The 13,582-nt window shown below is 67.2% G+C and carries 11 protein-coding genes; 7 read left to right on the top strand and 4 right to left on the bottom strand.

All coding sequences use genetic code 11. From position 1 onward, the window contains the following. Window positions 1–7: 7 nt before the first annotated feature. Together ACREB4_RS02920 and gshB are read left to right on the top strand one after the other, a co-directional pair. On the top strand, window positions 8–1,201 hold the full coding sequence (locus tag ACREB4_RS02920; protein WP_431586834.1) for a benzoate/H(+) symporter BenE family transporter: 1,194 nt from the start codon (window positions 8–10) through the stop codon (window positions 1,199–1,201). Beyond that, complete coding sequence (gene gshB, locus ACREB4_RS02925; protein ID WP_431586693.1) at window positions 1,198–2,145, top strand: glutathione synthase; 948 nt, start codon at window positions 1,198–1,200, stop codon at window positions 2,143–2,145. Before ACREB4_RS02920 ends, gshB begins: the two co-directional genes overlap by 4 nt. Here the strand turns inward: gshB and ACREB4_RS02930 are convergent. Together ACREB4_RS02930 and ACREB4_RS02935 are read right to left on the bottom strand one after the other, a co-directional pair. After that, the gene (locus ACREB4_RS02930) at window positions 2,135–2,812 is read right to left on the bottom strand and encodes a response regulator (RefSeq protein WP_431586694.1); all 678 of its coding nucleotides are present in this window, start codon (window positions 2,810–2,812) and stop codon (window positions 2,135–2,137) included. The genes gshB and ACREB4_RS02930 overlap by 11 nt on opposite strands. Then, entirely contained in the window at window positions 2,796–4,700 is a 1,905-nt protein-coding gene (locus ACREB4_RS02935; protein ID WP_431586695.1) for an ATP-binding protein, read from the bottom strand. The genes ACREB4_RS02930 and ACREB4_RS02935 overlap by 17 nt, the downstream gene beginning before the upstream one ends. 65 nt (window positions 4,701–4,765) lie before the next feature. On the opposite strand from ACREB4_RS02935, the gene ACREB4_RS02940 reads away from it, so the two are divergent. Together ACREB4_RS02940 and ACREB4_RS02945 are read left to right on the top strand one after the other, a co-directional pair. Next, window positions 4,766–6,664 (top strand): ATP-binding cassette domain-containing protein, encoded by a 1,899-nt coding sequence (locus ACREB4_RS02940; protein WP_431586696.1) that lies wholly within the window; start codon window positions 4,766–4,768, stop codon window positions 6,662–6,664. A 19-nt stretch (window positions 6,665–6,683) separates the two neighbouring features. After that, window positions 6,684–7,697, top strand: coding sequence for an AraC family transcriptional regulator (locus ACREB4_RS02945; RefSeq protein WP_431586697.1), 1,014 nt, complete (start codon window positions 6,684–6,686; stop codon window positions 7,695–7,697). Here the strand turns inward: ACREB4_RS02945 and ACREB4_RS02950 are convergent. Both ACREB4_RS02950 and ptsP read right to left on the bottom strand, forming a co-directional pair. Further along, window positions 7,624–8,691, bottom strand: a complete 1,068-nt coding sequence (locus ACREB4_RS02950) for a fatty acid desaturase (protein ID WP_431586698.1) — start codon at window positions 8,689–8,691, stop codon at window positions 7,624–7,626. The genes ACREB4_RS02945 and ACREB4_RS02950 overlap by 74 nt on opposite strands. Before the next feature lie 130 nt (window positions 8,692–8,821). Continuing rightward, complete coding sequence (gene ptsP, locus ACREB4_RS02955) at window positions 8,822–10,618, bottom strand: phosphoenolpyruvate--protein phosphotransferase (RefSeq protein WP_431586699.1); 1,797 nt, start codon at window positions 10,616–10,618, stop codon at window positions 8,822–8,824. A gap of 163 nt (window positions 10,619–10,781) precedes the next feature. On the opposite strand from ptsP, the gene ACREB4_RS02960 reads away from it, so the two are divergent. The 3 genes from ACREB4_RS02960 to ACREB4_RS02970 are packed head-to-tail and all read left to right on the top strand — an operon-like array spanning window position 10,782 to window position 13,577. Next, window positions 10,782–11,615, top strand: coding sequence for a GNAT family N-acetyltransferase (locus ACREB4_RS02960; RefSeq protein WP_431586700.1), 834 nt, complete (start codon window positions 10,782–10,784; stop codon window positions 11,613–11,615). 38 nt (window positions 11,616–11,653) lie between these two features. Next, window positions 11,654–12,982 (top strand): 16S rRNA (cytosine(967)-C(5))-methyltransferase RsmB, encoded by a 1,329-nt coding sequence (gene rsmB / locus ACREB4_RS02965; RefSeq protein ID WP_431586701.1) that lies wholly within the window; start codon window positions 11,654–11,656, stop codon window positions 12,980–12,982. Window positions 12,983–12,989: 7 nt separating this feature from the next. After that, window positions 12,990–13,577: a DUF4390 domain-containing protein gene (locus ACREB4_RS02970; RefSeq protein ID WP_431586702.1), complete on the top strand. Its 588-nt coding sequence runs from the start codon at window positions 12,990–12,992 to the stop codon at window positions 13,575–13,577. Window positions 13,578–13,582: the final 5 nt, after the last annotated feature.

Below are 13,582 nucleotides of genomic sequence, written 5' to 3' on the forward strand. Positions count from 1 at the left end.
GTCATCGCTGAACCGCATCCGCCAGGACACCTCGCTGGCGGCCGTGTCGGCGGGCTTCGTGGCCACGCTGGTGGGCTTCACCAGCACCATCGCCCTGATCTTCCACGCCGCGCAGTCGCTGGGCGCCACGCCCGCGCAGATCAGCTCGTGGGTGTGGGCGCTGGGCCTGGGCATGGGTTTGAGCACGCTGGGGCTGTCCTTGTGGTTCCGCGCGCCCATCCTGATCACCTGGTCCACCCCGGGCGCGGCCGTGATCGCCGCCGCTGCGGGCGATGTGAGCCTGCCAGAGGCCGTCGGCGCTTTTTTGGTGTGCGGCGTGCTGATGTGGCTGTCGGGCGTGACCCGCGTCTTCGAACGCATGATGGGCAAGATCCCGGTGGCGCTGGCCTCGGCGCTGCTGGCCGGCATCCTCGCCAAGTTCGCGCTGCTGGCCTTCGCGCACACCACCTTGCAACCCACCCTGGTGTTGACCATGTTCGTGGCCTACGTGGTGGGCCGCCGCTGGTGGACACGTTACGCCGTGCTGGGCGTGCTGGTGGCGGGCACCGCCGTGGCGGCGCTGCAGGGCCAATTGAACACACAGGTGCTGCGCTGGGAGCTGGCCGCGCCCGTGCTGGTGGTGCCGCAGTGGTCTTGGCACGCGGTCATGAGCATGGGCCTGCCCTTGTTCATCGTGACCATGGCTTCGCAGGCGGTGCCAGGCGTGTCGGCCATCCGCACGGCCGGTTACGAGCCCCAGGTCTCGCCGCTGATGACCTGGTCGGGCGTGACCACCGTGCTGCTGGCGCCCTTTGGCGGCTATGCCTTCAACCTGGCCGCGATCACCGCCGCCATCGTCCTCAGCCCCCACGCGCACAGCGATGCACGCAAGCGCTACACGGCGGCCATCATGTCGGGCCTGTTCTACATCGCCATGGGCTTGCTGGGCGGGGCCGTGGCCGGCGTGCTGGCGGCGTTCCCCGCGGCCCTGGTCATGGGCGTGGCCGGGCTGGCCCTGCTGGGCACCATTGGTGGCGGGCTCGCCACCGCCCTGCGCGACGACCGCCACCGCGAACCCGCGCTGATCACCTTCCTGGTCACCCTGTCGGGCATGAGCCTGCTGGGCGTCAGTTCCGCCTTCTGGGGCCTGGTCGCCGGCATCCTGGCCTTATTGGTGCAACACTGGCGGGCCCCCGCCCCTGACATCGCAGATTCGCCATGAACATCCTCTTCCTCGCCGACCCGCTGGACAGCTTCAAGATCTACAAGGACAGCACTTTCACCATGATGCGCGAGGCCGCCGCCCGCGGCCACCAGGTCTGGGCTTGCGAGCAGGATCAACTGGTCTGGCAGCACGGCGGCAAAGTGCAAGCCTTGTCGCGCCAGATCGAGCTGACCGGCCACCCCGACCGCTGGTTCAATGTGGTGAGCCAGGGCGTGGTGATCCTGGCCGACATGGACGCGGTGATCATGCGCAAGGATCCGCCCTTCGACGCCGAATACCTCTACACCACGCACCTGCTGACCCAGGCCGAGCGCGAGGGCGCGCGCGTGTTCAACAAGCCGCAGGCGCTGCGCGAACACCCCGAGAAGCTGGCGATCCTGGAGTTTCCGCAGTTCACCGCTCCGACCCTGGTGACACGCAGCATCGACGCGATCCGGGCTTTCCACGTGGCGCACCAGGACATCATCCTCAAGCCGCTGGACGGCATGGGTGGCGCCGGCATTTTCCGCGTGCCGGCCGATGGCTTGAACCTCGGCAGCATCGCCGAAACGCTGACCCGGGACGGCACCCAGACGATCATGGTGCAGGGCTTTCTGCCCGCCATTGCACTGGGTGACAAGCGTGTGCTGCTGATCGATGGTGAACCCGTGCCGTTCGCGCTGGCGCGCATCCCGCAAGGCGGCGAGGTGCGTGGCAACCTGGCGGCCGGCGGCAAGGGCGTGGCCCAGCCTCTGAGCGAAAGCGACTGGCACATCGCCCGCACCCTGGGCCCGATCCTGGCGGCGCGCGGCCTGCTGCTGGTGGGCCTGGACATCATCGGCGACAAGCTCACCGAGATCAACGTGACCAGCCCGACCTGCTTTCAGGAGATCACGCAGCAGGCGGGCTTCGACGTGGCCAAGCGCTTCGTCGATGCGCTGGAAAGCAAGCTCAGCGTCTGAGCGTGTCGTTGAGCAGGCCCAGGCGGTTGGCTTCGAACACGGCCTCGCTGCGCGAGTGCACGGCCAGCTTGCCGTAAAGCTTCTTGATGTGGGTCTGCACGGTGTGGACTGTCACGCCCTGCAAGCGCGCGATCTCGGCATAGGCCAGGCCCCGCGCGATGTGCTGCAGCACCTCTTGCTCGCGCGGCGACAGGCTCACGGCGGCCGCGGCGGGCTCGGGCACCGAAGGCCGCATGCGCAGCAGCAGGTGGCGCGCGATCATCGGCGAGATCGGCGAGGCGCCGCCCTTGACGGCCAGCAAGGTCTCGGCGATGTCAGCCGCTTCGTCGTCCTTGTGCACATAGCCCACGGCGCCGGCCTCAATGCTGGCCACCACGTTGACCTCGTCGCCGAACATCGACACCACCAGCATGTCGCACTGGGGCCAACGCGAGTGCACCTCGCGCATCAGGGTCAGGCCGCTGCCATCGGGCAGGCCCAGGTCCACCAACAGCAGATCGGCCTGGCGCCGTTTGAACCAGCTGCGGGCGGAGGCCAGCGTGGCGAAGGACGCGGCCAGTTCCAATTGCGGGTGCGCGTTGATGCACGAGCCCAGGAACTCGCAGGTCAGGGGATTGTCCTCGACCACCACCACGCTCCACCGGCGTTCATCATTGCTGTCGCTCATCGGGCCTCCCCATCGGCAAAGTCAGGCGCACCTCATAACCACCTTGCGGTGGACTCACGAACTCGATGCCCGCCCCCAGGGTGCCGGCGCGGCTGCGCATGGTTTGCGAGCCATGCCCCTCGGGCTTGACACCCGGGCCGGACAGGCCACGGCCATCATCATGCAGCACCACCAACAACTGCTCGCCCTCCAGGCGGGCCTGGAGGGTCACTTCCTGTGCGCCAGCGTGCTGCAGCACATTGGACATGGCCTCGAACAGGATGTACTGCAACTGGCGCAAGGCCGCTTGCGTGCCCGCCGGCCACTCTGGCAGATCGCCCACGTCCCAACGCAAGCTCAGGCCAGCGGCCTTGAAGCGCGGCGTCATGCGGAAACGCAGGCTGGCCAGCAGGCCCACCACGTCACCCGGCGGCATGGACATCGCGTCGATCGACAGCTTCAACTGGTCCAGCGCTTCGCGCAGGATGCGCGTCACCATGCGCAGGTCCACGGGCTGGGGTGTCGTGGGGTTGAGCTGGCGCAGGGCCGTGGTCAGGTGGGCACCCACGCCATCGTGCATGTCGCGCAGGATGCGGGCACGTTCTGCCGACACGGCTTGCGCCTGCTCCAGCGAAGACACGCGCTGGAAGCTGTCGCGCAACTCGGCTTCACGTCGGTGGATGCTGTCCATCAAGTCATCGTTCAGGTGGGCCAGCGCCTGGCGCGACCGGGCGTGGTCGCCGGCCACGATGAAGGCCATGCAACCCACCAGCACCGGGCCGGCATACGGCAGCATGTACACCGACTCGAACGACAACTGGTTCAGTTGCAAAGCCACATCGTGGGCGGCCGCTGGAATGGACACCAGCGAGCCGAAGGCGAACAGGTTGCGGTCCGGGCGTCGGGTCCGGTAGGCGTGCCACAAGGCCAGGGCAAAACCCACCAGGGCCACCAGGTAGATGAAGAGGTAGGTCAGGCCCACCAGCATCTGCGAGGGCATCAGCGCCACCACGAGCGGGTCGAGCACGGCGAAGCCGGCGATCAGGCGCTCGGCCCAAAGCCAATGGCGCTCGGAGAACCGCAAGAAGAAAAGGCACAACGACAACTGCGCCCACACGATGGCCGTGAAGTTGATGGCATCCCAGACCTTCATCGGCAGGAACGGGTCGGGCACGATGTTGCCTGACGAACCCACACCCCACAGGATTGCCGCCTGGCCAATGTAGCCAAAGGCGCTCTGGGTGCGGTCGCGCATCCACAGCACCACCAGGAACAGGCCCAGCATCATCAGGCCGACATTGGCCGCGTGCACGCCCATCACCTGCACCCACCAACGCTGCGTGTGCATCTGGCTCAGGGTGCGCGCCGAACCGACCCACACCGGCGCCAAGCCAGAACGGCTGATGCTGTCCCCGGCGACCCGCACCTCGACCACGTTGTCGCCGGCCCGCCAAAGACTGGGAGGCACGGTGAACAGCAGGGGGGTGTACCAGTTGGCCGAGAGGGGCCTTTCCATCGAGCCGGACACGCCCAAGGACACCCCGTTCACCCACACCTCGGCATTCATGCTGACCTTGGGCAAGTACACCGCCCAGGTCTCCAGGGGCACCTTCGACATGGGCGCATTCAGCCGGTACCACAGGCTGCCAGTCAGTTGGCGGTGGGTTTGCGACCAGCGGTGCGGCAGGCTCACCCGCACCCAATTGTCCCAATCGTCCGGCGGCGTCGCGCGCTGCGAGGCCAAGGCCTCGGCGTCGGTCAATTCCATGACGTGGGATTGCAGCTCCCAGCGGTCCGTCGGAAAATGCCACAACCACCACCCGGCCACCAGCACCAAAGCGCCCGCCAGCCCCCAGATGGCGGAAAACAGGCGTGCGCGGTGGCGGGGATCCAGGAGAAATGGCGGCATGGCGGCACATTGTGCAGGCGCAGGCCTGACAATGCCGACTTCACGAAACACAAGCACCCAAACGAATGGCCCTCCTGACCTTGAATGACGCCTGTCTGGCTTTTGGCCACGTGGCCCTGCTGGACCACACCGCTTTCGCGCTCGAAAGCAATGAGCGCGTCGGCCTGATCGGGCGCAACGGCACGGGCAAGTCGTCCCTGTTGAAAATCATCGCCGGCCTCGAAAAGCCAGACGACGGCACCCTGCAATTCCAGAGCGGCACGCGCCTGGCCTACGTGGCGCAAGAGCCGCAGTTTGCCGATGGCATCAATGTGTTCGACGCCGTCAGCCTCGGCCTGGGCGACATCCGCGAGCTGCGCGACCGCTTCGAAGCCCACCAGGAAGGCGACGACCTCGACGCCCTGATGACGCAGATCGAAGCCCGCGATGGCTGGAACTGGGAGCAGCGCGTCGAGCAGACCCTGCAACACCTGGACTTGCCGCACGAGCTGATGATCAGCGACCTGTCGGGCGGCATGAAAAAGCGCGTGGCGCTGGCCCAGGCCCTGGTGGCCTCGCCCGACATCCTGTTGCTGGACGAGCCCACCAACCACCTGGACCTGAACGCCATCACCTGGCTCGAAGAGCTGCTGGTGGCCTTCAAGGGCAGCGTCCTGCTGATCAGCCACGACCGCGCCTTCCTGGACAACGTCTGCACCCGCATCGTCGAGCTGGACCGGGGCGTGCTGCGCTCCTACCCTGGCAACTTTGCCGCCTATGAAACCCAGAAGGCCCAGCAACTGGCCGACGAAGCCGTGTCCAACGCCCGCGCCGACAAGCTCCTGGCGCAAGAGGAAGTCTGGATCCGCAAGGGCGTCGAAGCCCGCCGCACCCGCAGCGTGGCGCGCATCAAGCGCCTGGAAGTGCTGCGCGAAACACGCACGTCTCGCCGCGACGTCATCGGCCGCGTCAAGCTGGAAGTCTCGCAAGGCGACCGCGGCGGCAAGATCGTGGCCGAGTTGGAGGACGTCAACAAGCGCTACGGCGACCGCGACATCGTCAAGAACTTCACCGGCACCTTCCTGCGCGGCGACAAGGTCGGCCTGGTCGGCTCCAACGGCGCGGGCAAGACCACGCTGCTCAAGATCATCCTGGGTGAACTCGCGGCCGACAGCGGCAAGGTCAAGATCGGCGCCAACATCAACGTCGCCTACTTCGATCAGATGCGCGACAACCTCGACCTGAACGCCACCCTGGCCGACTTCATCAGCCCCGGCAGCGAGTGGATCGAGATCAACGGTTCGCGCAAGCACGTGATGGGCTACCTGCAGGACTTTTTGTTTTCACCCGCGCGCGCCAATTCGCCGGTGCGCACCTTGAGCGGTGGTGAGCGCAACCGCCTGCTGCTGGCGCGCATGTTCGCGCGTCCTTCCAACGTGCTGGTGCTGGACGAACCCACCAACGACCTGGACATCGACACGCTCGACCTGCTGGAAGACCTGTTGGCCGACTACCCCGGCACCGTCTTCCTGGTCAGCCACGATCGGCGCTTCCTGGACAACGTGGTCACCAGCACCGTGGTGTCCGAGGGCGGCGGCCATTGGCGCGAATACGAAGGTGGCGTCGAAGATTGGCTGCAGCAATCGCGCCGCGCCGAAGCGCTGGCCAACGCCCATGCCAAGTCGTCGGGCAACACGCCACCGGCCGCCGCCGCACCCGCTCCGGCACCAGCGCCCGCCGCCCCGGCCGTGCCCACCGCCAAGCCCCGCAAGCTCAGCTACAAAGAGCAACGCGAGCTGGACGAGCTGCCCAAGCGCATCGCCGACCTGGAGACCGAGCAGGCTTCGCTGAATGCACAGCTGGCCGATCCGGACATCTACAAGAAGAACCCGCAAGGCCTGCCCGCCATGCAGGAACGCATCAGCGCCATCGACGAAGCGCTGCTGACCCTGCTGGACCGCTGGGAGACCTTGGGCCAGAAGTAAGTACCAGATGGTCCATGATGTGCAGCACACCGTTCTGGCCAGCTGGGCCCGTGTGATCCGGCGCACGCTGGACGCCAGCGGCTGCGACAGCGCCCGGTTGCTGCACGAGTCGGGCCTGAGCACTGCGATGCTCGACGACCCCAACGGCCGTTGCCCAGCGCAGGCCATGGCCAAGCTGTGGCGCCTGTCCGCGCAGGCCACGGGCGACGATGCCTTTGGCCTGAAGGCCGCGCGCCACGTCATGCCCACGTCCTTCCACGCCTTGTGGCAGGCGCAATCAGCCAGCCCCACCTTGAAGGACGCCTTCGAGCGCGTGGCCCGGCACTTCCATGTCGTGACCGACGCCTGGAGCCTGACGTTCACGCAGCACGGCGATGAACACGTCGTGCGCCTGCTGGCGCCGGCCTCCGGCATCGCCCCCGAACCCGAAGCCATCGACGCCGCCGCGGCCCTGGTGGTCTACACCGCCCGGTCACTGCTGGGCAACCGCGCCATCACCCCCACGCGCGTTGAACTGCAGCGCGCCACGCCCACCAACGCGGAGGCTTTCGAGCGCACCTTCAGGTGCCCCGTCAGCTTCGAGGCCGACGGCAACCGCATCGTCTGGCCCCACGCCCTGATCGAAACACGGCTGGAAGGCGCCAACCCCGAACTGGCCCGCCACAGCGAGGCCCTGCTGACCACCTACCTGGCCGGCATCCACAAGGACAACACGGTGGCGCAAGTGCGCGCCTGCCTGGCCGACCTGCTGCCCCGTGGCGAGCCTTCCCAGGCCCAGGTGGCGCAACAGTTGAACTGCAGCGTGCGCACCTTGCAGCGCCGCCTGTCAGACCAGCAGGCCAGCTTCACCGATTTGCTCGACCGCACCCGGCACGAACTGGCCTTGTCCCACCTGGCCGACCCGGCCTGCTCGATCAGCGAAGTGGCCTACCTGCTGGGCTTCGCCGACACCAGCAATTTCACGCGGGCTTTCCGGCGCTGGACGGGACAGTCGCCGACCGAACATCGGCGCGCCAGCGGTTCGCCCGGCTGAAGGTGCCCAGGTCGTTGAAGCGCACCCCCACCTCGCGCATCACACGGTGGGCCACGGGCGCGGTCAACTGCCGCACATAGAAGGGTTCCTTGACCACGAAGTGGTGGATGGCATGGGTCGAGCCGAAGTTGCAGCAGAACAGCTGGAAGGGCCACATCCAGGCGGGCGTCAGCACCTGGCATTGCTGGATCACATTGCCGTCTTCGATGTCACCGTAGTAATGCATGTTGCTGCTGACGAAGTGCAGGCAGAAGGTGCGCCACACATTGGGCGCGACCCACACCACGATCAGCGTGTCCAGTGCCGTGGTCCACGGTGCCGTCACGGGGTGGCCCGCCAGCGCCATCGCGTGCACGGCCAAAAACACGTACCAGAGCGCCCAGTGCAACAGGCCCAGCGGGAAGTAAGCCACCACCGAGCGCGTCAGCATCTTCACCCGCAGCTTTCGCGATGGCGCGCGGTGCAAACGCAGCAGCACCGACAGCATGTTGTCGCCGGTCATCAAAAAGCGGCGCAGGCCCCAGCGCTCGCCATTGGTGATGGCGCGCTCTTCGATGTCGCGCTCGGTGCCCGAGTGCTTGTGGTGATTGAAGTGGATCTCGCGCCGGATCCACGGGTTGATGGTGCTGGGCCGGGCCAGCCACACCAAGGCCATCATCAGGTGGTGCGCCCAGGGCTTCTTGCGGAAATACATCCAGTGGATCAGGTCGTGTTCCAGCTCGTGCGTGAACGAGGCAAAGAAGGCCACCAGCCCGATCGTGGCCCAGGCCGGCAAAGCGTCGCTCACATAGCCGTAGGCCGAGGCCAGGATGCCTGCCCAGGACACGGCCAGGATGGTGGCGCCAATGGCGTTCTGGTGCCTCAGGATGGGAAAGCGCTCGCGCAGACGAGCCCCTTCCTGCGTGACCACGCGCTTGACGTGTTCCGCTTGTTCGTGTGCCGAAGGGTGGCCAGGTGCTGGCATGGACTGGGGCTTGCGCTGAGCGAGGGACATGATCGGTTCGCGGGCCTTCATCAAGCCCCAACAGTGACAAACCGCACGACTTTAGGAGCGCGCCTCGTTCAGCGCCTGTCTTTGAACGCCAGACTGTTGGCCGAGCCCGCCAAGCCTCATCGGGGAAGGATCAAGCCGCGACAGACAGCAATGTTTTGCCCGCCAGGCCCGGCGTGGCCATGGCCGGGAACAGGTGCGTGCAGGTTTCTTCAGGGTCGTCGCTTTGCAAGACCGGATCGAGCAGCGACGCCAGGCGCCGCGTGTCGGCCCGCAGCACGCGCTGCTTGACCGAGGCGATCTGCGAAGGGTGCATCGAAAAACTGCGCAGCCCCATGGCCAGCAGCAACTCGGTGAAGATGGGGTCGCCCGCCATCTCGCCACACACGCTCACACCCCGCCCCGCCGCGCGCGACTGTTGGATGGTGGTCGACACCAGTTGCAGCACCGCCGGGTGCCAGGGGTCGTACAGGTGAGCCACGGCCTCGTCAGCCCGGTCGATGGCGAGCGTGTACTGGATCAGGTCATTCGTGCCGATGGACACGAAATCGAAGTGACGCAAGAACACCGGCAAGGTCAACGCCGCCGCCGGCACCTCGATCATGGCGCCCAGCTCGACCGTGCCAAAGGGCTTGCCCGATTCGGTCAACTGCCGCTGCACGTGCGCGATGTTTTCCAGCGTCTGGCGGATCTCGTGCAGGCTGGCCAGCATGGGAATCAGCACCTTCACCGGACCGTGGTACGCCGCCCGCAACAAGGCCCGCAACTGGCGGCGGAACATGCTGGGCTCGGACAGGCTCCAGCGGATCGCGCGCAAGCCCAGCGCGGGGTTCAGCACCGATTCGTGCCGCAGTTCGTTGGGCGAGAGGCCGTCCAGCGGCTTGTCGGCGCCGATGTCCACGGTGCGGATCGTCACCGGCAGGCCCTTCATGGCCTCGACCGCAGCCTTGTAGGCCTCGTACTGCTCTTCTTCGTCGGGCAGGTTGTCCATGCCGCGGTTCATGAACAGAAATTCACTGCGGAACAGGCCCACGCCCACCGCGCCGGCTTCCAACGCCGCGGCGCCGTCTTCGGGCATCTCGATGTTGGCCAGCAGTTCGATGCGCTCGCCATCGAGGGTGACCGCCGGGGTGTGGCGCAAGCGGGCCAGGCGGCCGCGTTCCAGCTCGCTCTGGCGCTGCCTGAAGCGGTACTCTTCCAGCACGATGGGCGAGGGGTCGACGATCACCAGGCCCGCATCGCCGTCGATGATGATGCAATCGTCCTGGCGGATCAGGTGGCTGGCCTGGCGGGCACCCACCACGGCCGGGATGTCCATGCTGCGGGCCACGATGGCCGTGTGCGAGGTCTTGCCGCCCACGTCGGTCACGAAGCCTTTGAACACGCTGCGCTTGAAGCTGAGCATGTCGGCCGGGGCGATGTCGCTGGCCACCAGCACCAGGGGCTCGTCGCCGCCAAAATCCTTGGCGCTGGCCACGGGCGAAGGCGCGCCGCGGCCCAGTGTGCGCAAAATGCGCTCGACCACCTGCTCCAGATCGGCCTTGCGCTCACGCAGGTAGGCGTCTTCCATCTCGTCGAACTGGCGCGCCAGCACTTCCAGTTGCGCCGACAGGGCCCATTCGGCGTTGTAGTGGCGCGAGGTGATCCAGTCGGCCGTGGCCCCGATCAGGGCCTCGTCCTGCAGCAGCATCTGGTGCACGTCCAGCAGGGCGGCCAGCTCGGAAGGTGCATCCGGCGGCAGATCACGCTTGAGCACCTCGAATTCACGGGCGACCACGTCGCGGGCGTCGAGCAGGCGCGAGATCTCGTCGTTGACCAGGTCGGGGTCGACGAAATGGTGGGGCACGTCCACCCGGCTGGAGGCCACCAGCACCGCCCGACCGATGGCCACCCCCCGAGAAACCGGCAAACCGAATATCTGGATGCTCATGGTCTTCGATGCTAACAGCGCTGAACGGGCCCTGGCGTGAGGATTTACAAGGATCTGGCGGCCCGTCACGGTTCTGTCATGCGAGATTCACGCCAGCGTCATGCCCCCCGCCAACACTCGGCCCCGTCACCTGTTCACCGAACCATTGTTGAAGGAGCCGACCATGAGGGATTTGCCGCTGCCGACGCTGCCCATTGCCGACCTGCGTCCCAATTTCACGGCCGAATCGCGCGCCGCCCGGAGGTCACTTCACCCAAGCTCACACGCACTTGAAGTCGTTTGGGCACGCACTGAAGAAGATGTTCTCTCGGCGCAGCGCCTGAGGTTTCAGGTCTTTGCCGAGGAAATGGGCGCCAAATTGCGCGTGCCCGCCGGCAGCCCCAAGGGCCACGACATCGACCTGTTCGACCCCTACTGCGAGCACCTGCTGGTGCGCCTGGCCGGCCCCGGCCCGGACGCCGGCATGGTCATCGGCACCTACCGCGTGCTGACGCCGGCGTCGGCCAAACGCGTGGGTGGCCTGTACAGCGAGACCGAATTCGACCTGATCCGCTTGCGCCCGCTGCGCTCCAGGATGGTGGAACTGGGCCGCTCCTGCGTGCACCCCGACCACCGCCATGGCGGCGCCATCCTGGCGCTGTGGGGCGCCCTGGCCGAATTCATGGTGCGCAACGACCTGGACACCATGATCGGCTGCGCCAGCATCAGCATGCGCGACGGTGGCCACCTGGCCGCCAGCCTGTGGAACAAGCTGCGCCACACCCACCTGGCCCCGATCGAATTGCAAGTGCGCCCGCGCCTGCCCCTGCCGGTCGATGAGCTGGACCACCACCTGAACGTCGAGGCCCCCGCCTTGATCAAGGGCTACCTGCGCTGCGGCGCCAAGGTGCTGGGCGCGCCCGCCTGGGATCCCGACTTCAACACCGCCGACCTGCCCATGCTGATGCGCATCGGCGACCTGCCCGCGCGCTACCGCCGCCACTTCCTGGGGGATTGAGCGCAGGCTGGGCGACAAAGGCGCATAGACTGCGCGCCATGACCCTGCCTTCCCCCTCTCCTTCACCGCTGAGCCTGCCGCTGTGGCAGCTGCTCGCGGGCTGCGCCGACGCCATCACCGCCGTCAGCAACGGCCAATCCCTGACCGAAGCCCTCACCGCCTGCCGCCCGGCCGAACGCCCAGGGGTCCAGGCCCTGTCTTTCACCGTGCTGCGCCGCATCGGCCGCGCCCAGGCCTTGCGCCAGGCCCTGGTGTCCAAGAAACCGGCCCCCTGGGTCGACAGCCTGCTCATCTCCGCCCTGGCGCTGGCCTGCGGCACCGAATACGACGAGCACACCCTGGTCGACCAGGCCGTGACCGCCGCCAAACGCAAGGCCGAACGCGCCTCGGGTCTGGTCAACGCCGTGCTGCGCCGCTTCCTGCGCGAGCGCGACGCCCTGATGGCCGCCACCGACCGCGACGTCATGGCCCGCTACAACCACCCCGAGTGGTGGATCGCCCGCCTGCAACAGGACTGGCCCGAGCACTGGGAAACCTTGCTGGCCGCCAACCAGGTGCAACCGCCCATGACCTTGCGCGTCAACGCGCGCCAATCCACCGCCAGCGCCTATTTGCAAAGCCTGCAGGACGCCGGCATCCCGGGCCAACTGCTGCCCGAAGCGGCCCACGTGCCGCACGCCATCGTCCTCGATGCCGCGGTGCCGGTGAACCGCCTGCCCGGCTTTGACCAGGGCGCCGTCTCTGTGCAAGACGCCAGCGCCCAACGGGCCGCGCACCTGTTGCTCGCCCCCATTGATGGCCAAACGCTGCCCCCGGGCGCCCATGTCCTGGACGCCTGCGCCGCCCCCGGCGGCAAAACCGCCCACCTGCTGGAATTGGCCGACCTGACCGTCACCGCCATCGATGCCGACCCCGAGCGCCTCAAACGCATCGACGACACCCTGGCCCGCCTGCACCTGAGCGCCAAGACCGTGGCCGCCGACGCCAGCCAGCCCGACACCTGGTGGGACGGCGAGTTCTTCGACGCCATCCTGCTCGACGCCCCTTGCAGCGCCTCCGGCATCGTGCGCCGCCACCCCGACGTGCGCTGGCTGCGCCGCGACAGCGACATCGCCCAGCTCGCCCGCACGCAAGACGCCATGCTCACCGCCCTGTGGCCCAAGCTCAAGCCGGGCGGGCGTCTGCTTTACTGCACCTGTTCTGTCTTCAAACAGGAAGGCCAGGCCCGGATCGACGCATTTTTGCAACGAACCCCGAGCGCCCGGGCCCTGCCAGCCCCCGGCCACCTCCTCCCTGTGGTCGAATATCCCGACGCCCCCGCCATGGGGGACGGCTTTTTCTACGCCCTCCTGCTCAAAACTCCCTAGGTGCTCGATGCCCCTGTTGCGCCGCCGAGACCTGCTGCAACGCAGTGCCTCTGCACTGCTGACCGTCGCTCTGGCACAGACCGGGCTGCCCTCGCTCGCCCAGACCAGCGGCCACCCCGGCATTGAGCTCACGCAATTGGTGACCGAACGCGGCGAGGACGGCCTCCTGCTGAGCTACGCGGTGCGGCTCGAACTCGCCAAGGATGTCGAAGACGCGCTGCTCAAAGGCGTGGCCCTGGTCTTCGTCGCCGAAGCCGAGCTGGTCAAGAGCCGTTGGTACTGGTACGACAAGCCCAAGGCCCGCGTGCTCCGGCGCTGGCGCCTGGCCTACCAGCCGCTCACCCGCCACTGGCGCCTGAGCTTCGACGGCCTCAGCCGCTCCTACAACTCGCTGAGCGAAGCCTTGGGCGTCATGCGCCGGGCCTCGCAATGGCGCATCTCGGACAACGTCTCCGGTGACGACGACCACTACGTCAACTTCAGCTTCCGCCTCGACACCGACGAACTGCCCCGGCCCATGCAAATCGGCCTGGGCGACCAGAACGGCTGGAACCTTGCCGTGCAGCGCCGCATCACCGTCAACGCCGGCCGCTGACCCCG

Source organism: Aquabacterium sp., assembly GCF_050725395.1.
Lineage (GTDB): Bacteria > Pseudomonadota > Gammaproteobacteria > Burkholderiales > Burkholderiaceae_C > Aquabacterium.